Origin of the sequence: Acidovorax sp. FJL06 (assembly GCF_003852545.1) — a bacterium.
In the GTDB taxonomy this organism is placed as follows: Bacteria; Pseudomonadota; Gammaproteobacteria; order Burkholderiales; family Burkholderiaceae_C; genus Acidovorax.
Window position 1 is genome coordinate 1 of the sequence record NZ_QAJR01000044.1, and the last position, 21302, is coordinate 21302.

The window sequence follows — 21302 nt, forward strand, 5'->3', positions numbered from 1 at the left end:
CACCACGTCGCCGCCCTGCACGGCCACGGTGCTGGCACTCACGGCCAACTGGTTGGCCTGGCGGGCGTTCTCGGCATTGGCCTGCACGGTGGAGCTGAGTTCCTCCATCGACGCCGAGGTTTCCTCCAGCGCGCTGGCCTGCTGCTCGGTGCGCGCGCTCAGGTCGTTGTTGCCCTGCGCGATCTCGGTGCTGGCCATGGCCACGCTGTCGGCGTTGTTGCGCACGCCGGCCACCACGCGCGACAGGCTTTGCTGCATCTCGTGCAGGGCATTGAGCAGCTGGGCGATCTCGTCCTTGCCCTGCACATGCGCGGCCACGGTAAGGTCGCCGCTGGCCACGGCCTGCGACACGCGCACGGCGTTGTCCAGCGGGTTGACCACCGTGCGGCTGAACGCAACGGCGCCTGCAATGCCCAGGGCGCACACCACCAGCATCACCACCAGGCTGATGGTGGTGGCGCGCTGCGCCGTGGTGGCTGCGCTCTCGGCCATGGCACTGCTGGCCTTGGCGATCAGATCGCCCGCCTGATCCAGCAGCTGCGAGGGCTCGCGGTCCATGCCGGCCACGGCCTTGTCGCCCGCTTGCGGGTCGTGGTCGGCGGCCTTGAAGGCTTCAAACCCCTTGCGGTAGGCCGCACCCATGCGCTCGTGGGCCTGGGCAAACTGGGCCACGCGCTCGCGGCCCTCGCCGGGGGGCAGGTCTGCCACCAGCTTTTGTGCTTCGTCCCGGACGATCTTTTCCTGCTTTTCAAACGCGGCCCAGTAGCGCGTGAGCTGGGCCGGGTCCTTGCCGCGCAGCAGCACGTTCTTCCACTCCTGCACCTGCACCTTGAAGTCGTGGAGCATGGCGGACGCGAGCCGCTCATGCGCAAAGCTCTGGGCCACAGGGACCTGGTAGGTGTCGAGGGCCTGGTTCAGCCGGCCGATGCCGAACAGCGCCGCTGCAAACAGCAACAACAGCGCCACGGTAAAGGCCAGGGGGAGCTTGAGACTGAGCTTCATGGCGGACTCCTGAGGTTCCACGGAACGGCGCCGTGGCAAACACCGTGGCGCGGAAATGAAAGCAGCAAAGTCTCTGCGGGCACGCCATGCGGTGGGCGGTGGCGAGGGAGACTCCCGCAGCCATTATGGCGACAGATGTAAGTTTTTGTACACGGATTTCGTGCGATGCCGCCGCTGGGGGCTTGCGCGCGGGGGCGGGTGGTGCGCGCCCTAGAATGCCGCCTTGCGGTGCAAGCCGCGCCCGGGCCCGCGGGAAGGGTTGAACCCACTTGCCTACTCTCAGGCCGTCTTCATGCAAGGTGAAGGCGTTCTTTGTCGAGCTGATTCCCCCTCTTTGTGCAGCGGATTGGCGGGCCGTCGCTATTTGCACGGAGGTTCTCGTGAAACGTCTTCCCCCCCGGCCCGACCTGGGCCATCTCAAGAAACAAGCCAAGGATCTGCTGGCCGGCTACCGCAGCGGCGAGCGCGGGGCGCTGGCCCGTTTTCGCGCCGCGCTGCCTGCAGCGGCGGGCCGCAGCGATGCCGCCATCGCGGCCCTGGGCCTTCGGCTGCACGACGCGCAGTCGTGCCTGGCGCGCGAGCATGGTTTTGCCGCGTGGCCCGACTTCCAGGGTTTTGTGCTGGCGCGCCGCGCGCTGGTGGACGACCCCGGGCGCGCCACCGTGCAGTGGCTGCGCTTGGTGTATGCGGGCGACATCGCGGGCGGCAACCACAGTGCGCAGCCCCGGCTGGCCGAGCGCCTGTGGGCCGACGGGGCCGTGCCGCAGGGGGGCGACCCCTGGCTCGCCTGCGCGGTGGGCGACGCGGCGCGCCTGCGCCAGGTGGTGGCGCAGGACCCCGGTTGGGTGCACCGCCCCGGCGGGCCGCTGCGGCTGCCGCCGCTGATGGCCGTGGCGCATTCCAGCCTGGCGCGGCTGCCGGCCTTTGCCGAGCCGCTGCGGGCCAGCATGGCCCTGCTGCTGGAGGCGGGCGCGGATGCGAACCAGCGGGTGGGCAACCGCTGGCCGCCGGCCTCGCTGCAGGCGCCGGACGAATCCGAAGGGTTGTCCGCGCTGTATGGCGCGGCCGGGCAGAACCGGCACGCCGGCATGGCACGCCTGCTGCTGGCCGCGGGTGCTGACCCCAACGACGGCGAATCGCTGTACCACGCGCTGGAGAGCCTGGAGTGCACGCGGCTGCTGCTCGCGGCCGGCGCGCGGGTGCCGGGCACGAACGCGCTGTACCGCGTGCTCGACATGGACGACCTGCCCGCGCTGCAGCTGCTGCTGGCGCATGGCGCAGACGCCAACGAGCAGCCCGCCGGCGGCGCGGCGCCGGGCGGTGCCGCGCCGCTGCTCTGGGCCATCCGCCGGCGGCGCTCGCTGGCCCATGTGCAGGCACTGGTGGCTGCGGGCGCCGACCCGGCAGCCCGTGCCGCCGACGGCACCGCGGCGCACATCCAGGCGCTGCGTTATGGGCTGCCCGAGGTGGCGGCCTTCCTGCGCGCGGCGGTGGGGGCGGGCGATGTGCCCGACACCGAGCAGTTCGTGGCCGCCTGCGCGCAGGCCGACGAGGCCCGGGCCCGTGCGCTGCTGGCGGCGCAGCCGGGGCTGGTGGCGGCGCTGTCGCCGCCCCAGCAGCGGCTGTTGCCCGAGCTGGCCGCCCAGCGGGACTGCGGCGCGGCCGTGCGCCTGATGGTGCGGCTGGGCTGGCCCATCGAGGCCAAGGGCGGCGACTGGGACGGCTCGGCGCTGCACCTGGCCATCTTCCGGGGCGATGCGGCGCTCACCCGCTTCTTGCTGGAGCACGGCGCACGCTGGCAGGCCACGCATGGTTTTGAGGACAACGCCTGCGGCGCGTTGTCGTGGGGGTCCATCAACACGCCGGAGGAGGGCGGGGATTGGGTGGGCTGCGCGCTGGCGCTGCTGGACCATGGGTTGCCGGGGGCGGCGCCCGATCCGAAGGGGTCGGAGGCCGTGCTGCTGGATGGGCGGCTGATGAGGTTTTCGGATGAGGTGACGGAGTGCGTGCTGGGGGCGGCTGCCCTGCCGATACAGTCCGCGCAGTAACCCCAGAAAGACCAACGCCCCGCATCCTGTCGGTGCGGGGCGTGTGGCGCTGTGACGTAGGTGGAAGCGCGCCCTGCTACACCACGCCCTGGGCCCGCAGCGCTGCAATGCGCACCGCGTCCAGCCCCATCTCTGCAAGCACTTCATCGGTGTGCTGGCCCAGCGCGGGCGGCGCGTTGCGCAGCACCGGCGGCGTGGCCGACAGGCGCAGCGGGCTGGCCACGCCGGTGATCTGCCGCACGCCATCGGGGCCGGCCTCGCCGTCCTTCCAGCGTGGCAGCGTCACGGCCAGGCCCCGTGCCTTCACCTGCGCGTCGTCGAACGCCTGGGCAATGGTGTTGATGGGGCCGCAGGGCACGGCCTTGTCTTCCAACAGCGTGATCCAGTCGGCCGTGGTGCGCGTGCGGGTCACGGCCTCCATGGCCGGGATCAGCTCGGCGCGGTGCTGCACGCGCAGCGTGTTGGTGGCAAAACGCGGGTCGCCGGCCCACTGGGGCTGCGCGGCGGCCGCGCAGAAACGCTGGAACTGCCCGTCGTTGCCGATGGCCAGCAGCATGTTGCCGTCGGCGGTGGGGAAGTCCTGGTAGGGCGCGAGGCTGGGGTGGCTGTTGCCCATGCGGCCCGGCGCCTTGCCGGTGGCCAGGAAGCCCGAGGCCTGGTTGGCCAGCACCGCCATGCCCACGTCCAGCAGCGCCATGTCGATGTGCTGGCCCTGGCCGGTGCCCGTGGCGGCGTTGTCGCGCACGTGCAGCGCGGCCAGGATGGCGTTGCTCGCATACAGGCCGGTGAACAGGTCGATCACGGCCACGCCCACGCGCATGGGGCCGCCGCCGGGTTCGGTGTCGGCTTGGCCGGTGATGCTCATGAGGCCCGTCATGGCCTGCACCATGAGGTCGTAGCCCGCGCGTTCGGCATAGGGGCCGTCCTGTCCAAAGCCGGTGACGGAGCAGTAGATGAGGCGCGGGTTCAGCGCGCGCAGGCTCTCGTGGTCCAGGCCGTACTGCTGGAGGCCGCCGACCTTGAAGTTCTCCACCACGATGTCCGCCTCTTGCGCCATCTGGCGGATCAGCGCCTGGCCGTCGGGCGAGGCCATGTCGATGGTGACCGAGCGCTTGTTGCGGTTGCAGGCGGTGTAGTAGCTGGCCTGGTTGGTGTCGTTGCCCTCGGCGTCCTTCAAAAAGGGCGGGCCCCACTGGCGCGTGTCGTCGCCCACGCCGGGGCGCTCCACCTTGACCACGTCTGCGCCCAGGTCGGCCAGCACCTGGGTGCACCAGGGGCCTGCAAGCACGCGGGAGAGGTCGAGCACCTTGATGCCCGCCAGGGCGCCTGCGTTGGAAGTGGTCATGGAATTTTGAATAAAAAAGGCTGCTGGCGCTTATCTATCAAGCGCTAGCAGCTATCGTTTCAGGAGTATCGCTGGCTCAGTTGGAAAAGGCTGCAATCCCGGTTTGCGCCCGGCCCAGGATCAGCGCATGCACATCGTGCGTGCCTTCATACGTGTTCACCACCTCCAGGTTCACCAGGTGGCGCGCCACGCCGAACTCGTCGCTGATGCCGTTGCCGCCCATCATGTCGCGCGCCAGGCGGGCGATGTCCAGGGCCTTGCCGCAGCTGTTGCGCTTGATGATGGAGGTGCCTTCCACGCTGGCCTTGCCAGCGTCCTTCATGCGGCCGAACTGCAGGCAGGCCTGCAGGCCAATGGCGATCTCGGTCTGCATGTCGGCCAGCTTCTTCTGGATGAGCTGGTTGGCGGCCAGGGGGCGGCCAAACTGCTTGCGGTCCAGCGTGTACTGGCGCGCGGTGTGCCAGCAGAACTCCGCCGCGCCCAAAGCGCCCCAGGCGATGCCGTAGCGCGCGCTGTTCAGGCAGGTGAAGGGGCCCTTGAGGCCCTGCACTTCAGGGAAGGCGTTTTCTTCGGGCACAAACACGTCGTCCATCACGATCTCGCCGGTGATGGAGGCGCGCAGGCCCACCTTGCCGTGGATGGCGGGGGCCGTCAGGCCCTTCATGCCCTTTTCCAACACAAAGCCGCGAATAGGGCCCACGGTGCCGCCTTCGGACACTTCCTTGGCCCAGACCACGAACACATCAGCCACGGGGCTGTTGGTGATCCACATCTTGCTGCCCTTGAGCTTGTAGCCGCCATCGACCTTGTAGGCGCGCGTGGCCATGCTGCCGGGGTCGGAGCCGTGGTCGGGCTCGGTCAGGCCGAAGCAGCCGATCCACTCGCCGGTGGCCAGCTTGGGCAGGTACTTCTGCTTTTGCGCTTCGGTGCCGAACTCATGGATGGGCACCATCACCAGCGAGCTTTGCACGCTGGCCATGGAGCGGTAGCCCGAATCCACACGCTCCACCTCGCGGGCGATCAGGCCGTAGGCCACGTAGCTCAGGCCGGGGCCGCCGTACTGCTCGGGGATGGTGGGGCCCAAGAGGCCCACTTCGCCCATCTCGCGGAAGATGCTCACGTCCATCTTTTCGTGGCGGAAGGCATCCAGCACGCGGGGCGCGAGCTTGTCCTGGCAATAGGCGGCGGCGGCATCGCGGATGGCGCGTTCGTCGTCGGTCAGTTGCTGGCTCAGGAGGAAAGGGTCATCCCATTGAAAAGCGGCGTGGGCCATGTGTGTGTCTCCAGGTCGAAAGAAAGGGTGGGGAAAGAAAGTGATCTGGAGCGCATCGTAGGCCCCGGCCCCGCAGGCGGCAAGCGAGTTCTTTTCATCCAGACATGCGATTTTGGAATGTATGGAATACTTGCTGCCAGATACACCAAAGTGTGAGTGGCCCACTTCAAGTTCCTCTTCATCATGCGCCGCAACATCCCATCGACCCAGGCCCTGGCGTGCTTCGAAGTCGCCGCCCGCCACGAGAGCTACACCCGCGCCGCGCAGGAGCTGTCGCTTACCCAAAGCGCCGTGTCGCGCCAGATCCAGGCGCTGGAAGAGTTTCTGGGCGTGCAGCTGTTCCGCCGCACGCGCCACGGTGTGGTGCTCACGCCCGCCGGCGCGCACTACGGCCGCCAGGTGGCGCGCTGGCTGCAGGGGCTGGAGCGCGACACGCTCGATGTGATGGCCCACCAGGGCGAAGGTGGCACCCTCACGCTGGCGGCCGTGCCCACCTTTGCCACGCGCTGGCTCATCCCGCGCCTGCCGCAGCTGGCACAGGAGCACCCCGACATCGTGGTCCACATCGACACGCAGACGCGCCCCTTTTTGTTTGCCGACACCACCTTCGATGCCGCCCTGTACGCCGGCACCCCCGACCAGGTCGCCCATTGGCCCGGCGTGCAGGCGCAGTTGCTGATGCACGAAGACGTGGTGCCCGTGTGCAGCCCGCGCCTGCTCGAATCCGCCGCGCCCCGGGGCCGGGGGCGTGCCCACCAGCCCGTGGCGGCCGAAGCGCTGGCCGAGCTGCCGCTGCTGCAGCAAAGCACGCGCCCCTATGGCTGGCGCCAGTGGTTCGATGCCATGGGCGTGGATGCGCCGCATGCGCTCGACGGCCCGCGCTACGAGCTGTTCTCCATGCTGGCCGTGGCCGCCACGCACGGCATGGGCGTGGCGCTGATTCCACCCCTGCTCATCGAGGCCGAGCTGGCCAGCGGCGAGCTGGTGGTGGCCTGCGCCCGGCCCCTGCGCGGCGAGCGCGCCTACTACCTCATCAGCCCGGCGCAGGCCCAGCCCCCGGTGCTGGCCACGTTTGCGCGCTGGCTGCAGCGCATGGCAGAGGCAGGGGTGCCGCCGCCTGCGGGATGATGCGCTTGCATCTGCCACGGCGCTGAACTAATCTGGTTGCGCGGAAGTCTGTCTTTCACCAACTTTGTTCGAGAGCGACCACCATGACCACTTACCACGCTCCGCATTTCGATCCCACTGTGGATGAGATCGCAACCCTCAAGCAACTTGAAATGGGTGAAGTCATCACACTGCCCCATGCGCTCAAGGACCATGTTTCCGGGCGCCTGTTGGAGTGGGGTTTCATCACCAAAGGGTCGGGGGGGGAACTGGCCATCACCGCCAGCGGCCGGCAGCTGATTCGCCGGCAGAACAACTGAGGGACTGTCTGAGCCCTGTCGGGCCCGTGGCGGCGGCTTGCGGTGGGCGCCCCCGGCCTGCGTCCGGGGGGCTGTGTGCGGACATGGGGCTGGCGTTGGTGGGGCCCGGCGCGCGGTTGTGCCACTGCCCTGCGTTGCTGTGGGGCTCCATCCAACATCCTGGTGCATGCCGTGCTGATGACCTTTCGCCAAACCCTGTGGGCCGCCACGCTGGTGCTGTGTGGTCTGGCCCTGTCTGGCTGCAGTGCGGTCAAGCTGGCCTACCACCAGGCGCCTCACCTGGCCTACTGGCAACTCAACCGTTACCTGGACCTGTCGGACGCCCAGATCGAGCGCGTGCGCGGTGACCTGGGCGACCTGCACCGCTGGCACCGCGACACCCTGCTGCCCCGCCACGCCGAACTGCTGCAGAAGGTGCAGCGGCAACTGCCGTTGGCCGTCACGCCCGAGCAGGCCTGCGGCATTTACGACGATGCCCGTGCCCAGTTCGACCGCCTGTTGAGCCGTGCTGAACCCCAATTCGCAGGCCTGGCCGTGCAGCTCTCCGATGCCCAGATCCGCCACCTGGAGCGCCGGCAGGCCGACAGCAATGCCGATTGGAAGAAGGAATGGCTGGACCCCACGCCCGACAGGCTGCGTGAGCAGCGCTACCAGCAACTCCTGTCGCGCGCGGAAGGCTTCTACGGCCGCCTGGAGGCCCCGCAGAAGACCGCGTTGCGTGCCTTTGTGGCCCAGTCGTCCTTTGATCCGCAGCGCAGCTACGCGGAACGCCTGCGGCGCCAGAAAGACCTGGTGCAGGCGCTGGAGGCCATAGCCCGGGACCGCCAGAACATTGCACAGGCCAGGGCCCTGGTGCAGGCCTATCTGGCCCGGTGGACGGAGTCCCCCGACCCGGCCTACCGGAGCTATGCACAGGCCCTGGTGTCGGAGGGTTGCGCGGGTTTTGCGCTGCTGCACGGCACCATGTCGCCCGCACAGCGCCTGCAGGCCGTGGCTTCCGTCGGGGCCTATGAGCAGGACTTCCTGGCGCTGGCCGCCCGGTAGGCCCTGCCTGCGGCACGCACCCCAAGGCGGCACCCCCCCATGGCGTGCGGGCCCCGTTTGGGTGGATCATCGGGGCTCCCGCCACTTGCAGGGAGACCCCATGAACGAAGCTGTCTATCTCAAGCTCAAAGGCATCGTGATCCGGGACCTTCTGAAGGACCCGCACCGCACGTCCTTTCACGAGCGGGAGCTCAAGAGCGAAGGGCTCACGCCGGAGTACCGGCGTGCGGTGGAAGAGGTGCTGGAAGAGCTTCGGGTGGCGCAGCGCCGCAGGTCGTAGGGGCTCTGAGGGCTGATCGCGCGCACGCAGCCCGTGCGCGAAAAACAAAAAGGCCGCACGGTTGTGGAACCATGCGGCCTTGTCTGTGGTGCCCGGGGCCGGAATCGAACCGGCACGCCTTGCGGCGGGGGATTTTGAGTCCCCTGCGTCTACCAATTTCACCACCCGGGCGGAATATGTGAAGCCCTGAATTATGGCACAGTAGGGAATATGAAATATCCGACGATTGAAGACGCGGTAGGCCACACGCCGCTGGTGGCGCTGCAGCGCATTGGGGCCCAGGACAACGCGGCGCGGGGCAATGTGGTGCTGGGCAAGCTGGAGGGCAACAACCCTGCCGGGTCGGTGAAAGACCGGCCTGCGCTGTCGATGATCCGCCGTGCCGAAGAGCGGGGCGACATCCGCCCCGGCGACACGCTGATCGAGGCCACGTCGGGCAACACCGGCATTGCGCTGGCGATGGCGGCGGCGATCAAGGGCTACCGCATGGTGCTGGTGATGCCCGAGGATCTTTCCATCGAACGCGCGCAGACCATGAAGGCGTTTGGCGCGGAGCTGGTGCTCACGCCCAAGAGCGGCGGCATGGAGCACGCGCGCGACCTGGCCGAGGCCATGCAAAAGCGCGGCGAGGGCAAGGTGCTGGACCAGTTCGCCAACCCCGACAACCCGCGCATTCACTACGAGACCACCGGCCCCGAGATCTGGGAGCAGACCGGCGGGCGCATCACGCACTTCGTGAGCGCGATGGGCACCACGGGCACCATCACGGGCGTGTCGCGGTTCCTCAAGGAGAAGAACCCCGGCATCCAGATCATCGGCGCGCAGCCCGAAGAAGGCTCGCGCATCCCCGGCATCCGCAAGTGGCCGCAAGAGTACCTGCCCAAGATCTATGACGCCAGCACCGTGGACGAACTGGTGTACGTGAGCCAGGACAACGCCGAAGACATGTGCCGCCGCCTGGCGCGCGAAGAGGGCATCTTTGCGGGCATCTCGGCCGCAGGCGCCTGCTGGGTGGCGCAGCAGATTGCCGCGCGCGAGAGCCATGCCACCGTCGTGTTCGTCGTGTGCGACCGGGGCGACCGGTATCTGTCGACAGGCGTTTTTCCGGCCTGATGCGGCGCTGTGCCGCGCAGACAGGGCCTTGAATGAAACTGGCCGCTGGCGCTGAATGGATAGGCGCTGGCAGCTATAAAAATAGTAGCTTATGAACTACGACACCCGCTATTGCACCCACTGCGGCACCGCGCTGCAGCCCATCACGCTGGCCGAAGATGGGGGCGACAAGGAGCGCCTGCGCTGCCCCGCCTGTGGCTGGACGCACTGGAACAACCCCACGCCGGTGCTCGCCGCCATCGTGGAGGTGGGCGGCAAGGTGCTGCTGGCGCGCAATGCGGCCTGGCCGGTCAAGATGTTTGCGCTGATCACCGGTTTCATGGAAGCGGGCGAGTCGCCCCAGGAGGGCATTGCGCGCGAGGTGAAGGAGGAGACCAACCTCGATGTGCAGTCCACCACGCTGGTGGGGGCGTACGAGTTCCTGCGCATGAACCAGGTCATCATTGCCTACCACGTGGTGGCCGAGGGCGAGGTGCGGCTGTCGCCCGAGCTGGTGGATTACCGGCTGTACGATCTGCACGAACTCAAATGCTGGCCTGCGGGCACGGGCTACGCGCTGGCCGACTGGCTGCGCACGCGGGGGCACGAACCCGTGTTCTTCACGGCGGAGGAAAATGAGGAACGCCGCCGAGGCCTGAACCTGCCGCCCAAGGACTAGAAAAGACACACACCATGGACATCCACAAAGAAATCGACACCCGGGGCCTGAACTGCCCCCTGCCCATCCTCAAGGCCAAGAAGGCCCTGGCCGACATGGCCAGCGGCCAGCTGCTCAAGGTGCTGGCCACCGACGGCGGTTCGCTGCGCGACTTCCAGGCGTTCGCCAAGCAAACGGGCAACGAGCTGGTGGAGCAGCAGACGGTGGGCGAGGAATTCATCCACATCCTGCGCCGGCGCTGAGGCTGGCGCGCCGTGGCCTTTGGGGCCTGGCCGCAGCCGTTCCAAAAAAACAAACCCTCCCGCAGCATGGGCTGCCGGAGGGTTTGTTTTTTGCGTCACGCCCGCTGGCTGGCGAAAGCCGGGGCGATGGCGTGCGGGGGCGCTTACAGCGCCAGCGTCTTCAGGTACTCGCGGAAGTGTGTGCCCACCTGGGGGTGTTGCAAGGCCAGCTCCACGGTCGCTTCCAGAAAGCCTTCCTTGCTGCCGCAGTCGTAGCGCTTGCCCTGGTATTGGAAGGCGTACACGGCCTCGTGGCCCATCAGGCGGGCGATGCCGTCGGTGAGCTGGATCTCGCCGCCCACGCCGCGCGGCTGGTTGCGGATCTCGTCGAACACGCCGGGCGTGAGGATGTAGCGGCCGGCCACGCCCATGCGCGAGGGGGCCACGTCGGCCTTGGGCTTCTCGACGATGCGCTCGATGCGGATCAGCGGGCCGCCGGCGGGCTCGCCCGCCACGATGCCGTATTTGTGCACCTGGTCCTGCGGCACTTCCTGCACGGCGATCACCGAGCGGCCTTGCTGGCGGAACGCGGCGGCCATCTGGGCCAGCACGGGCTGGCCACCGGGCGGGCCGACCATCAGGTCATCGGCCAGCAGCACGGCGAAGGGCTCCTTGCCCACCAGCGGCTCGGCGCACAGCACGGCGTGGCCCAGGCCCAGCGAGCGGGGCTGGCGCACAAAGGCGCAGTCCATGTCGCTGGGCTGGATGGAGCGCACCAGGTCCAGCAGCTCTTTCTTGCCCGCGGCTTCCAGCTCGGCTTCGAGTTCGTAGGCGGTGTCGAAATGGTCTTCGATGGCGCGCTTGCTGCGGCCTGTCACAAAGATCATGTGGCGGATGCCGGCGGCATAGGCCTCTTCGACGGCGTACTGGATCAGGGGCTTGTCCACCACGGGCAGCATCTCCTTGGGCGATGCCTTGGTGGCGGGCAAAAAGCGGGTGCCCAGGCCAGCAACGGGGAAAACGGCCTTGCGAACGGTGGTAGCAACAGTCATGGGTCTCCTTGGTTTGAATGCAGTGCGGGTCGGGCAGCAGGGGCCGGCACGCCGGGCCCTGCGGTGCGTGCGTGGGGGATGATGGAAGGGGCAGGCGTCAGCCCAGGCGCACCAATTGGTCGCGCAGGCGGGCCAGCGTGGCGCCAAAGTCGGCGATGCGCTTTTTCTCCTGGTCGATCACGGCGGGGGGGGCCTTGGCCACAAAGGCTTCATTGGAGAGCTTGTTGTGGGCCTTGGCCACTTCGCCTTCGATGCGGGTGACTTCCTTGGACAGGCGCGCCTTTTCGGCGGCCACGTCGATCTCCATGTACAGGCACATGCGGGCCTCGCCCACCACAGCCACGGGGGCGGCTTGCGCAGCTGCCGCCCAGGCGGTCTCGTCGTCGAACACCTTGACTTCGCTGAGCTTGGCCAGCGCCTGCAGCACGGGGGCCACGCCGCGCATGAAGTCCGTGTCACCCACCACGTACAGCGGCAGGCGGGTGGAGGGCGACACATTCATCTCGCCACGCAGGGCGCGGCAGGCGTCCACCAGGCCCTTCACACGGCCCATGTGGGCGATGGCGGCTTCGTCGATCTTCTCCAGCTGGGCCTCTGGGTAGCGGGCAATGCTGACGGACTCGCCCGGCAAGCCAGCCACGGGCGCCACCGTTTGCCACAGCGCTTCGGTGATGAACGGGATGATGGGGTGGGCCAGGCGCAGGATGGCTTCCAGCACGCGGATCAGCGTGCGGCGCGTGGCGCGCTGCTCGGCCTCCGTGCCGTTCTGGATCTGCACCTTGGCGATCTCCAGGTACCAGTCGCAGTACTCGTTCCAGACAAAGTCGTAGATCGTGTTGGCCACGTTGTCCAGCCGGTACTCGGCAAAGCCCTTGGCGACTTCGGCCTCGGTCTTTTGCAGCAACGACGTGATCCAGCGGTCGGCCTGGCTGAACGCCATGTAGCCGTGGGCGGGGCCGCCGGGCTGGCACTCTTCCTTGGTGTGCTCCTTCAGGCCGCAGTCCTGGCCCTCGCAGTTCATCAGCACGAAGCGGCTGGCGTTCCAGAGCTTGTTGCAGAAGTTGCGATAGCCCTCGCAGCGCTTGCTGTCGAAGTTGATGCTGCGGCCCAGCGATGCGAGCGCCGCGAAGGTAAAGCGCAGCGCATCGGCGCCGTAGGCCGGAATGCCCTCGGGGAATTCTTTTTGCGTGTTCTTGCGCACGTTGGGCGCGGTCTCGGGCTTGCGCAGGCCGGTGGTGCGCTTGTCCAGCAGCGGGTCGAGCGCAATGCCGTCGATCAGGTCCACCGGGTCGAGCACGTTGCCTTCGGACTTGCTCATCTTCTTGCCCTGCGCGTCGCGCACCAGGCCGTGGATGTACACGTGCTTGAACGGCACGCGGCCCGTGAAGTGCGTGGTCATCATGATCATCCGGGCGACCCAGAAGAAGATGATGTCGTAGCCCGTGACCAGCACGGTGCTGGGCAGGTAGAGGTTGAAGTCGTCGGTGTCGGCGGTGCCTTGTTCGGGCCAGCCCATGGTGCTGAAGGGCACGAGGGCGGACGAATACCAGGTATCCAGCACGTCTTCATCGCGGCGCAGCTTTTTGCCGGGCGCCTTGGCCTGGGCTTCGGCTTCGTCGCGGGCCACGATCACGTTGCCGTCTTCGTCGTACCAGGCCGGGATCTGGTGGCCCCACCACAGCTGGCGGCTGATGCACCAGTCCTGGATGTTGTTCATCCACTGGTTGTAGGTGTTCACCCAGTTCTCGGGCACGAAGGTCACCTCGCCGGTGGCCACGGCGTCGATGGCCTTTTGCGCGATGCTCTTGCCCGTGGGGTCCTGCTCGGACACTTTGCTCATGGCCACAAACCACTGGTCGGTCAGCATGGGCTCAATGACCTGGCCGGTGCGGGTGCAGATCGGCACCATGAGCTTGTGCTTCTTCACCTCGACCAGCGCGCCGATGGCTTCGAGGTCGGCCACCACGGCCTTGCGGGCCACGAAGCGGTCCATGCCCTGGTACTTGGCGGGTGCGTTCTCGTTGACGGTGGCCTGCAGCGTCAGCACCACGATCATGGGCAGCTTGTGGCGCTGGCCCACGGCGTAGTCGTTCTGGTCGTGCGCGGGGGTGACCTTGACCACGCCCGTGCCGAACTCCTTGTCCACGTACTCGTCGGCGATCACCGGGATTTGGCGGTCGCACAGCGGCAGGTTCACCATCTTGCCGATGAGGTGGCTGTAGCGCGCATCCTCAGGGTGCACCATCAGCGCCACGTCGCCCAGCATGGTTTCGGGGCGGGTGGTGGCCACCGTGAGGCTGCCCGAGCCGTCGGCCAGGGGGTAGGCGATGTGCCAGAGCGAGCCGTCCTTTTCCTCGTTCTCGACTTCCAGGTCGGACACGGCGGATTGCAGCTTCGGGTCCCAGTTCACCAGGCGCTTGCCGCGGTAGATCAGGCCCTGCTCATACAGCTTCACGAAGGTGTCGGTGACCACCTTGGAGAGCTTGTCGTCCATGGTGAAGTATTCACGGCTCCAGTCCACGCTGTCACCCATGCGGCGCATCTGCGTGGTGATGGTGTTGCCGGACTTTTCCTTCCACTCCCACACCTTGGAGACGAAGTTCTTGCGCGCCTCGGGCGGGGTGGGGCCCATGTCGTAGCGGCTGATGCCTTGCTCCTGCAGCTGGCGCTCCACCACGATCTGCGTGGCGATGCCCGCGTGGTCGGTGCCCGGCACCCACACCGTGTTGAAGCCGCGCATGCGGTGGTAGCGCGTGAGGCTGTCCATGATTGTCTGGTTGAACGCATGGCCCATGTGCAGCGTGCCCGTCACATTGGGGGGCGGCAGCTGGATGGAGAACGCGGGCTCGCCCGCCTGGGGCTGGCCTGTGCCCCGGTGGCCTGCGGTGCCGTACCCACGCTTTTCCCATTCGGGGCCCCAGTGGGCTTCCAGCGCAGCGGGTTCAAAGGACTTGGACAGGCTTTCGAGGCCGGGTTGTTGCAGGGGCGTGCTCATGGGTGTGGCGATGGGAGGCTTCGTGACGGGGTGGCCCTGGGGGCGTTCCGGCGGACAAGGGGGTGAACCGGCCATTTTAAGGGAGCGCCACCCCCGCGCGCAGGTCGGTGTGGCCGGGGCTCTGCAGCTTGGGCGCGACCGTCTGTCGGGTGTTTCTCGCCAATTGTTACCTTGTGCCCCGGGGGCTGCGGCCTGGCATGCCGATAATCCCGCCTCCATGGAGCGAGGAGGGCGCGGCAACGCGGACCGGGCTCCGTGGGGGCTTGCCGGATCAGCATCGATAACAACGGCTTGTGCCTTGGCAGGCGGGGGGCGCCCCGGTGCTGCGGCCGGGCCATAACTCCATCCGAACTCCATGACATTTCAATCCGTCTGGCGCGTGGGCCTGGCCAAGGTCTTTGTTTATGCGCTGCTTGCGCTTTTCCTGGTGCCTGCGGTGACCTGTGTGTTCACCCGCCATGCGCAGAGCGACCAGGACGCCCGTTTTGTCGCGGGCATCAGCCAGCGCATCGATGCCGAGAAGGGCCTGCAGCCGGCCGAGAAGCAGGCGCGCAAGGACTATTACCGCCGCAACCCGCCGTCCACCATCTGCGGCAGCACCGACCCCGAGGCCCAGGAATACCGCGCCGCCCTGTGCGAGCCGTTCTCCGATGTCTGGCAGTTCGACCTGGCGCGCAAGGTGTCGCTGTGGACCCTGGTGGCCAGCGCGGCCCTGCTGGTGGCCGTGCTGGGGCTGGGGGCGCTGGCGTTTGCCGACCGGGCGTTGCAGTACACCAGCTTTGTGGCCGGCTGGCGCCTGACCACCTGGGCCAGCGCGGCGTCGCTGGTGGTGCAGGGGGCCATGGCCGTGTGGCTGTCGTTCTGGGTCACGGCGTTTTTCTTCCACAAATATTCGCCCAAGCTGGTGCTGTTCGTGGGGTTTGCCGTGGCGGCCGGCGTGCTGGTGGCGGTGGCCGGCATCTTCAAGCGCGTGCAGTCCCGCAGCCAGGCGGTGGGCGAGCTGGTGTCCGAGGCCGATGCGCCCCTGCTCTGGCGGCGCATTCGCCACATGGCCCAGCGCCTCAAGACCGAGCCGCCCCAGCACATCGTGGCGGGCATCGATGCCAATTTCTTCGTGACCGAGGCACCACTCACCGTGGGCCACCAGACCCTCACGGGCCGCACGCTGTTCGTCAGCCTGCCCTTGCTGCGCATCCTGGACCAGGCCGAGGCCGATGCGGTGTTTGGCCATGAGCTGGCGCACCTGCGCGGGGGCGACACGCGGCGCAGCGCCCAGCTGGGCCCCAGGCTTGTGCAGTTTGACCACTACCGCCACGCCGTCCGCACGGGCGGGTTGTCGGCCGTGGTGTCGCCGTTGCTGGACCTGTACCGCACCATCTTCGAGATCGCCCTGGCGCGCGACAGCCGCGAGCGCGAGTTCAAGGCCGACCGCATTGCCGCCAAGCTCATCTCGCCGGCGGCCATTGCGCAGTCGCTGGTGAAGATCGCGGCCTATGCCCAATACCGTTCCCGGACCGAGGACGAGCTGTTCGGCCGCAACGAGCGGCACGGCACCCACACGCTGGACATTGCCGGCTTTGTGGCGCAGGGGCTGGCGCCCTATGCCGCATCGGATGAATTCCTGCAGGCCATGAAGACGGCCAACGTGCCCCACCCCTTTGATTCGCACCCCGCCATGCCCGAGCGCCTGCGCAACGTGGGCATGGCGCTGAAGGAGCGCGACTATGGCGCCATCGCTGTGCGCGCGCCCGCTGCCACCTGGGTGCAGCAGATCCTGACGGCCGACGGCATCGAGCAGCGGCTGTGGAGCGCCTACGAGCAGCAGTTTGCGCAGGACCACGAACGCAGCCTGGCCTACCGCTACGAGCCTGCCAACGACGAGGAGCGGGCCTTGGTGTTGCAGTATTTCCCACCCTTGGTGTTTGCCCTGAAGGGCGGCGAGACGGTGGAGGTGAGCATCGAGGGCATCCGCACCTCGGCCGATGAAACCACGGTGTTCTGGGACGCGGTGAAGGCGCTGGAATTCAAGGAAAGCAGCTTTGGCAATGCGCTGGTCGTGACGCACCCCGAGAAGAACGCGCTGGGCCTGGGCGCCAAGACCAGCAAGATCAAGCTGTCCGGCCTCACCAAGGAAAAAGACCCGTTCAACGCGGCGGTGAGCCACTACTGGCAGCGCCACCAGATCATGCGGGCCCAGCAGCAGGCTGCGGCTTGATCTTCTGATTTGCTATTGTTTAAATAGCTGGTTGGGCACAAGGGACGGGCGCCTAGGGCCTTTTTCTTGGAAGGCCCCAGTTCGCGCACGCCTTGCAGCCGGTTCGGTAGCGCTTGGCGCGTACGGGCTTACTTGCGCACGTATTCCGGCCGGTCGTTCTGCTGGGGCTTGAGCGGTGCCGCCACCTTGCCCTCGGCGCGTTCCTTGCGCCATTGTTCCTTGCGTGCCGTCCACTCGTTCAGCCGCGCGTGGGCCACGGTGCTGTCCTTTTCCATCTGTTCGTCGTTGGCCAGCTGGGCCGACAGCTCCAGGCGGATGCCGTTGGGGTCAAAGAAGTAGATGCTCTTGAAGATGTGGTGGTCGGTCACGCCCAGCACTTCGACGCCATGGGCTTCCAGGCGCTGCTTGGTGTTTTCCAGCTCCTGCACCGTGTTCACGCGGAACGCGATGTGGTTCACCCACAGGGGGGTGTTGGGCGAGGGCTCGGCCTTCACGTCGTCGCCCAGGTCGAAGAAAGCGATGAACGAGCCGTCCTGCAGGCGAAAGAAGAAGTGCGTGTAGGGGCAGTATTCGCCCGTGCTGGGCACGTAGTCGCTCTGGATGATGTGGTACAGCGGCAGGCCCAGGATGTCTTCGTAGAACTGGCGCGTTTCCTCGGCGTCACGCGCCTTGTAGGCGTAGTGGTGCAGCTGCTGGATGGCGGCAGGCGCGGGCAGGGTGGCCAGGTCGGGCTTCTTCAGGACAGCGTTCATGCTGAGTCTCCTCAAATTGGGTGGTTGCAATTCTACTATTCGTAATTGATTTACGTTAAGTTAATTTTGAATTCCGCACAGAGGGCCTGCGTGCAAAGAAAAAGCCACCCGGGCATGGCTGCCATGGGTGGCTGGAGCAGAACGCCGGGGTGGTCCTGCCGGGGGGCGGTGGGTGCTACCGGAATTACTGCTTCACGGCTTCGATCTGCACCACCAGGCGCACGTTCTTGGGGAAGCCCCATTCCACGCCGTAGTTCATGCCCCATTGGGTGCGGTCGATGGTGGTCTCGAAGTCGCCACCGCAGACTTCGCGCTTGAGCATGGGGCTGTCGTAGCAGTTGAACTGCGTGGCCTTGAGCGTGACGGGCGCCGTCTTGCCCAGCAGTGTGAGCTGGCCGGTCACTTCGCCGACCTTGTCGCCGTTGAAGCTGAACTTGTCCGACACGAACTTGATCGTGGGGTGCTTGGCGGCGTCGAACAGGTCGGCGCTTTGCAGGTGCTTGTCGAACGGCGGCGTGCCCGAGTTCACCGAGGTGGTGTCGATGGTGATGTCCACCTTGCCGGACTTGGCCGCGCGGTCAAATTCCACCGTGCCCTGCTTCTTGTCGAAGCGGGCGCGGTTGGTGGACGCGCCGAAGTGGCCGATCTCGAACGTCACGAAGGTGTGCGTGGGGTCGATGGCGTAGTTGGCGGCCTGGGCGGCGCCCGCGGTCAGGGCAGTGGCAGCGGCCACGGCGAGCAGGGAGAACAGGGACTTGCGCATGGAAAAGACTCCTTGAAAAGAGGAACTACGAAACGAACCAGGGGGGAAAGCGGAGGGCGAAAGAGACGAGGCTGCAATCAGAAACCGGTCAAAGTTTGCCCACGCCCGTCAATGCGAGCTTGAATTTCACGGTCACGTCGTCGGCCACCATCGAGGTGTCGGCCCACTCGTTCTCGCCGATCTTGAACGCCAGGCGCTTGATGGGCAGGGTGCCTGTGGCGGTGGTGGTGGCGCCATTCTGTGCCAGCACCACGGGCACGGTCACGTTCTGTGCGTTGCCCTTGATGGTGAGCTTGCCGGCCACTTCAAACTTGCCGCCGCCCAGCGCCTTGATGGCGGTCGATTCGAACTGCGCCTGCGGGAACTTGGCCACGTTGAACCAGGTGGGCTTGGGCAGCTCGGCATCGGTTTCCTTCGAGCCCAGCGTGGCACTGCCGGTGTCCACCGTGAGCGCGATCTTGCTGGTGGCCAGCTTGGCCGGGTCAAACGCCACCTGGGCGCTGAATTTCTTGAAGTGGCCATCGAGCGGCACGCCCATCTGGCGCGCGGTGAACTGCACCTCGCTCTGGGCAGGCACGAGCTGCTGCTGGGCCGTGGCGGCCTGGGCGCTCACCACCAGGGCGGCACCCAGCACGATGCGGGACAGGGTCGAGGAGGACATATTCATGCAGGAACTCCGTTCAAAGGACTGGGGGAGAAGAAGAGGAAGCGGCGGAAGCGGCGGCGTGTTCAACCGGGGGGCGTGCTTCATCGGCCCGGCAGCATGCGCGCCAGCAGGCCGTCACGGTCCACGACCTGGTGCTTGAGCGCGGCCGCGATGTGCAGCAGCGCGAGTGCGGCCAGCGCAAACGCCGTGTACTGGTGCCAGGGCTTGATGGCCTCGGCCAGGTCCTTGCTCACGGGCACGAAATCCGGCAGTTGCCACAGCCCCAGGAACACGATGGGAAACCCGGCCGCCGAGCTGTAGGCCCAGCCGATCAAGGGCACGGCAAAGAACAGCGCATACAGCAGGTGGTGGGTGCCGTGGTGGGCAAGCTTCTGCCAGCTGGGCATGCTTTTTTCGATGGTGTGGGGCAGTGCGGGAGGGCGGTGGATAAGCCGCCACGCCAGGCGTAGCACCGACAGCGCCAGGAGGGTGACCCCCGCCCATTTGTGCCAGTTGTAGAGCTTGAGGCGCTGGGGCGAGAAGGGCAGGTCGGCCATGTAGAGGCCGACACCGAACAGCCCGATCAACGCCAGGCCGAGCACCCAGTGCAGCAGCATGGCAGTGCGGGTGTAGCGGCGCGGGGTTGCCGCAGAGGTCGGGGGGGCAGAAGCAGTCATTGAATGCGTGTGCAGTGAAGGGGCTGGGAACCTGGTGGCTGGCGGCCCCGGGGCATGCGGGCGTTCCAACGATGAGGCAGTGTAGGAAGCGGTGGCCGGGTTCGGCTTCAGGCAGATTGACGCTTCATTTCAAAAAAAATGAATTGATTGCCCCCAAGCGCTCAAAGTTCCCCAATGCTGCGCCGTTTTCGCGTGTGCTGCGGTGGGCGGGTGCCGGGCCGGGAGGGCGATGGCACGCGCCCCAGCAAGCCACCTTGGGCACTGCGCGCTGCGGGGGGCGTGGGGACGCCATTGCTGCATCTGCGCGCAGGGGGGCAGCGCCCGCGCGCGGGAGTCAGGCCTGTCCTGAGCCTGCCAAAGGGCCCAGTCCGAACGGTTCTGATGGATCGAAGATCGAACGCGAATCCGTATCAGGGGGGGGCGCGCGCCACGGCCCGTGGCGGCGCACCGGCCCTATCGGTTCAGCGCCGCCTGCTTCCAGGCACTGGCGGCGGCGCTGTCGTCGCCGCGCTGCTCGGCCAGCTCGGCCAGGTGGCGCCAGGCACTGGCGCGCAGGGGGGCGTCGGTCAGTTGCTGGGCGGCCTGGGTCAGCAACTGCTGGGCCTTGCCCCACAGCTGGCGCTTGAGGCAGGCCATGCCGGCCAGGTACTGCAGGCGGGCGTCGCGCGGGTTGGCCTGCTGGGCCGACTCGATGCGGGCCAGCCAGGGGCCGTCGAGCGCATCCAGGCCGGCCTCGAGTGCGCGCACGAGCTTGAGGGCGTGGTGCTCTGCCAGCGCGTCCGGCAGGTCCAGCATGCGCTCCCACACGGGCAGCAGCCAGGCGCGCACCTGGGTGGCCTCGCCGCCCAGTGCGGCCAGCCGTTGGGCGGCGTGGATGGCCAGCTCGGGCATGTTGCGCTCGGAGGTTTCCAGCGACAGCCAGATCTGCTGCAGCTGGGCGGTGTCGTGGGCGCTGTTGATGAGTTCGGTGGCCAGGCCCCGCACGATGCTCTGCGCCGCACTGGGCGAAAACGCACGGTGTTTGCCCAGCAGGCGCGCGGTGTCGAGCGCCTCTTGCGTCTGCCGCGCCAGCCGGGTGGCCTTGAGCTTGATGCGCAGGGCCAACGTGCGCCGGGCGGCGCCCTGGGGCAGGGCGGCCAGGCGGTCGAGCGCGGCGCCGGCATCCCGGTCGTCCAGCGACCAGCGGGCGGCGCGCATCTGCGTGCCTTCGTGCATTTCCTGCTCGTTCACCGTGCCGCGCATCGGGGCCTCCTGCAGGGCGTCCTGCAGATGGCTTTCGCGGGTGGTGCGGTCCTGTAGCGCGTGCGAGGCCTCGGCCGCAATCATGTGGGCCAGGGCGCGCAGTTGCTTGCCATGGGGCACGGCATCGCCACCGGCTTCGAGCGCGTGTTCTTGCGCCAAGGCGGCCACCGCGGCCTTGCGCGAGCGGATGAAGCGGCCGCCGAGCATGTGGGTCAGGGCGTCCAGCAGGGCGTTGTGCATGGCGCGCTCTTTTTGCTGTACGCGCCAGCGGCGGGCCTGGTGCGGCAGTTCCAGCAGCGCCGCCAGGGCGCGCAGCGCCGCATAGACGGTGACAAAACTGCCCACCAGCAGCAGCACCACCATGTTGAGCGACAGGTCGATGCGGTAGGGCGGCCAGTACAGGGTGACGGTGCCCTGGTTGTTGCCCGCAAACAGCGCGGCCGCCACGGCCACGCCAAACAATGCCAAAAGCCAAAGTGCTGCGCGCATGTCAGTGATCCAAAGCGTCGTGCGCGCCTGCAGCCTGCGAAACCGGCGCGTACCCATGCC

At 67.4% G+C, this 21302-nt stretch carries 19 protein-coding genes and 1 tRNA gene; 9 read left to right on the forward strand and 11 right to left on the reverse strand.

Going from position 1 to position 21302, the window contains the following annotated elements; translation table 11 throughout:
- Nucleotides 1-1002, reverse strand: a 1002-nt coding sequence (locus tag DBV10_RS20500) for a HAMP domain-containing protein (RefSeq protein ID WP_124515412.1), incomplete at its 3' end; no start/stop codon positions are given.
- Between the two features lie 380 nt (nucleotides 1003-1382).
- Between DBV10_RS20500 and DBV10_RS20505 the strand changes: the two genes are divergently transcribed.
- Entirely contained in the window at nucleotides 1383-3050 is a 1668-nt protein-coding gene (locus DBV10_RS20505; RefSeq protein WP_124515413.1) for an ankyrin repeat domain-containing protein, read from the forward strand.
- Between the two features lie 76 nt (nucleotides 3051-3126).
- Here the strand turns inward: DBV10_RS20505 and DBV10_RS20510 are convergent, their stop codons facing one another.
- Nucleotides 3127-4395 carry a CaiB/BaiF CoA-transferase family protein gene (locus tag DBV10_RS20510; protein ID WP_124515414.1) on the reverse strand — a complete coding sequence of 423 codons (1269 nt, stop codon included), beginning with the start codon at nucleotides 4393-4395 and terminating at the stop codon, nucleotides 3127-3129.
- 76 nt (nucleotides 4396-4471) lie between these two features.
- The gene (locus DBV10_RS20515) at nucleotides 4472-5668 is read right to left on the reverse strand and encodes an acyl-CoA dehydrogenase (RefSeq protein WP_124515415.1); all 1197 of its coding nucleotides are present in this window, start codon (nucleotides 5666-5668) and stop codon (nucleotides 4472-4474) included.
- Nucleotides 5669-5851: 183 nt separating this feature from the next.
- On the opposite strand from DBV10_RS20515, the gene DBV10_RS20520 reads away from it, so the two are divergent.
- The 4 genes from DBV10_RS20520 (at nucleotide 5852) to DBV10_RS20535 (ending at nucleotide 8419) form a co-directional block, all read left to right on the forward strand.
- Nucleotides 5852-6796 (forward strand): LysR family transcriptional regulator, encoded by a 945-nt coding sequence (locus tag DBV10_RS20520; RefSeq protein WP_124515416.1) that lies wholly within the window; start codon nucleotides 5852-5854, stop codon nucleotides 6794-6796.
- A gap of 83 nt (nucleotides 6797-6879) precedes the next feature.
- Nucleotides 6880-7095 (forward strand): hypothetical protein, encoded by a 216-nt coding sequence (locus DBV10_RS20525; RefSeq protein WP_124515417.1) that lies wholly within the window; start codon nucleotides 6880-6882, stop codon nucleotides 7093-7095.
- A 177-nt stretch (nucleotides 7096-7272) separates the two neighbouring features.
- A complete protein-coding gene (locus DBV10_RS20530; RefSeq protein WP_124515418.1) occupies nucleotides 7273-8139 on the forward strand; it encodes a DUF6279 family lipoprotein in 867 nt (288 codons plus the stop codon).
- 100 nt (nucleotides 8140-8239) lie between these two features.
- Nucleotides 8240-8419, forward strand: coding sequence for a hypothetical protein (locus DBV10_RS20535; protein WP_124515419.1), 180 nt, complete (start codon nucleotides 8240-8242; stop codon nucleotides 8417-8419).
- Nucleotides 8420-8505: 86 nt separating this feature from the next.
- Here the strand turns inward: DBV10_RS20535 and DBV10_RS20540 are convergent.
- Nucleotides 8506-8590: transfer RNA gene (locus DBV10_RS20540), tRNA-Leu, on the reverse strand.
- 39 nt (nucleotides 8591-8629) lie between these two features.
- Between DBV10_RS20540 and cysM the strand changes: the two genes are divergently transcribed.
- The 3 genes from cysM to DBV10_RS20555 all read left to right on the forward strand — a co-directional run bounded on the left by cysM (nucleotide 8630) and on the right by DBV10_RS20555 (nucleotide 10432).
- Nucleotides 8630-9532 carry a cysteine synthase CysM gene (gene cysM / locus DBV10_RS20545; protein WP_124515420.1) on the forward strand — a complete coding sequence of 301 codons (903 nt, stop codon included), beginning with the start codon at nucleotides 8630-8632 and terminating at the stop codon, nucleotides 9530-9532.
- A gap of 91 nt (nucleotides 9533-9623) precedes the next feature.
- Complete coding sequence (locus tag DBV10_RS20550; RefSeq protein ID WP_124515421.1) at nucleotides 9624-10190, forward strand: NUDIX domain-containing protein; 567 nt, start codon at nucleotides 9624-9626, stop codon at nucleotides 10188-10190.
- A gap of 14 nt (nucleotides 10191-10204) precedes the next feature.
- Nucleotides 10205-10432 carry a sulfurtransferase TusA family protein gene (locus DBV10_RS20555; protein WP_124515422.1) on the forward strand — a complete coding sequence of 76 codons (228 nt, stop codon included), beginning with the start codon at nucleotides 10205-10207 and terminating at the stop codon, nucleotides 10430-10432.
- 143 nt (nucleotides 10433-10575) lie between these two features.
- Here DBV10_RS20555 and galU read toward each other — a convergent pair whose 3' ends face one another.
- Together galU and DBV10_RS20565 are read right to left on the reverse strand one after the other, a co-directional pair.
- On the reverse strand, nucleotides 10576-11463 hold the full coding sequence (gene galU / locus DBV10_RS20560) for a UTP--glucose-1-phosphate uridylyltransferase GalU (protein ID WP_124515423.1): 888 nt from the start codon (nucleotides 11461-11463) through the stop codon (nucleotides 10576-10578).
- 97 nt (nucleotides 11464-11560) lie between these two features.
- Nucleotides 11561-14458, reverse strand: a complete 2898-nt coding sequence (locus DBV10_RS20565; RefSeq protein WP_124515424.1) for a valine--tRNA ligase — start codon at nucleotides 14456-14458, stop codon at nucleotides 11561-11563.
- 355 nt (nucleotides 14459-14813) lie between these two features.
- Between DBV10_RS20565 and DBV10_RS20570 the strand changes: the two genes are divergently transcribed.
- Nucleotides 14814-16673 carry a M48 family metallopeptidase gene (locus tag DBV10_RS20570; protein ID WP_124515425.1) on the forward strand — a complete coding sequence of 620 codons (1860 nt, stop codon included), beginning with the start codon at nucleotides 14814-14816 and terminating at the stop codon, nucleotides 16671-16673.
- Nucleotides 16674-16801: 128 nt separating this feature from the next.
- Here DBV10_RS20570 and DBV10_RS20575 read toward each other — a convergent pair whose 3' ends face one another.
- From DBV10_RS20575 to DBV10_RS20595, 5 genes are all read right to left on the reverse strand, one after another.
- Nucleotides 16802-17425 carry a VOC family protein gene (locus tag DBV10_RS20575; protein WP_124515426.1) on the reverse strand — a complete coding sequence of 208 codons (624 nt, stop codon included), beginning with the start codon at nucleotides 17423-17425 and terminating at the stop codon, nucleotides 16802-16804.
- Between the two features lie 184 nt (nucleotides 17426-17609).
- On the reverse strand, nucleotides 17610-18188 hold the full coding sequence (locus tag DBV10_RS20580) for a YceI family protein (RefSeq protein ID WP_124515427.1): 579 nt from the start codon (nucleotides 18186-18188) through the stop codon (nucleotides 17610-17612).
- A gap of 88 nt (nucleotides 18189-18276) precedes the next feature.
- On the reverse strand, nucleotides 18277-18849 hold the full coding sequence (locus DBV10_RS20585; RefSeq protein ID WP_370451204.1) for a YceI family protein: 573 nt from the start codon (nucleotides 18847-18849) through the stop codon (nucleotides 18277-18279).
- 86 nt (nucleotides 18850-18935) lie between these two features.
- On the reverse strand, nucleotides 18936-19511 hold the full coding sequence (locus tag DBV10_RS20590; protein ID WP_124515429.1) for a cytochrome b: 576 nt from the start codon (nucleotides 19509-19511) through the stop codon (nucleotides 18936-18938).
- A gap of 453 nt (nucleotides 19512-19964) precedes the next feature.
- Nucleotides 19965-21242 (reverse strand): heme biosynthesis HemY N-terminal domain-containing protein, encoded by a 1278-nt coding sequence (locus DBV10_RS20595; RefSeq protein ID WP_124515430.1) that lies wholly within the window; start codon nucleotides 21240-21242, stop codon nucleotides 19965-19967.
- Nucleotides 21243-21302: the final 60 nt, after the last annotated feature.

Bases quoted from the DNA above. Each gene is read 5' to 3' on its own strand.
- DBV10_RS20510 (WP_124515414.1), bottom strand. From the start codon at position 4,395: ATGACCACTTCCAACGCAGGCGCCCTGGCGGGCATCAAGGTGCTCGAC.
- DBV10_RS20515 (WP_124515415.1), bottom strand. From the start codon at position 5,668: ATGGCCCACGCCGCTTTTCAATGGGATGACCCTTTCCTCCTGAGCCAG.
- DBV10_RS20520 (WP_124515416.1), top strand. From the start codon at position 5,852: ATGCGCCGCAACATCCCATCGACCCAGGCCCTGGCGTGCTTCGAAGTC.
- DBV10_RS20525 (WP_124515417.1), top strand. From the start codon at position 6,880: ATGACCACTTACCACGCTCCGCATTTCGATCCCACTGTGGATGAGATC.
- DBV10_RS20530 (WP_124515418.1), top strand. From the start codon at position 7,273: ATGACCTTTCGCCAAACCCTGTGGGCCGCCACGCTGGTGCTGTGTGGT.
- DBV10_RS20535 (WP_124515419.1), top strand. From the start codon at position 8,240: ATGAACGAAGCTGTCTATCTCAAGCTCAAAGGCATCGTGATCCGGGAC.
- cysM (WP_124515420.1), top strand. From the start codon at position 8,630: ATGAAATATCCGACGATTGAAGACGCGGTAGGCCACACGCCGCTGGTG.
- DBV10_RS20550 (WP_124515421.1), top strand. From the start codon at position 9,624: ATGAACTACGACACCCGCTATTGCACCCACTGCGGCACCGCGCTGCAG.
- DBV10_RS20555 (WP_124515422.1), top strand. From the start codon at position 10,205: ATGGACATCCACAAAGAAATCGACACCCGGGGCCTGAACTGCCCCCTG.
- galU (WP_124515423.1), bottom strand. From the start codon at position 11,463: ATGACTGTTGCTACCACCGTTCGCAAGGCCGTTTTCCCCGTTGCTGGC.
- DBV10_RS20565 (WP_124515424.1), bottom strand. From the start codon at position 14,458: ATGAGCACGCCCCTGCAACAACCCGGCCTCGAAAGCCTGTCCAAGTCC.
- DBV10_RS20570 (WP_124515425.1), top strand. From the start codon at position 14,814: ATGACATTTCAATCCGTCTGGCGCGTGGGCCTGGCCAAGGTCTTTGTT.
- DBV10_RS20575 (WP_124515426.1), bottom strand. From the start codon at position 17,425: ATGAACGCTGTCCTGAAGAAGCCCGACCTGGCCACCCTGCCCGCGCCT.
- DBV10_RS20580 (WP_124515427.1), bottom strand. From the start codon at position 18,188: ATGCGCAAGTCCCTGTTCTCCCTGCTCGCCGTGGCCGCTGCCACTGCC.
- DBV10_RS20585 (WP_370451204.1), bottom strand. From the start codon at position 18,849: ATGTCCTCCTCGACCCTGTCCCGCATCGTGCTGGGTGCCGCCCTGGTG.
- DBV10_RS20590 (WP_124515429.1), bottom strand. From the start codon at position 19,511: ATGACTGCTTCTGCCCCCCCGACCTCTGCGGCAACCCCGCGCCGCTAC.
- DBV10_RS20595 (WP_124515430.1), bottom strand. From the start codon at position 21,242: ATGCGCGCAGCACTTTGGCTTTTGGCATTGTTTGGCGTGGCCGTGGCG.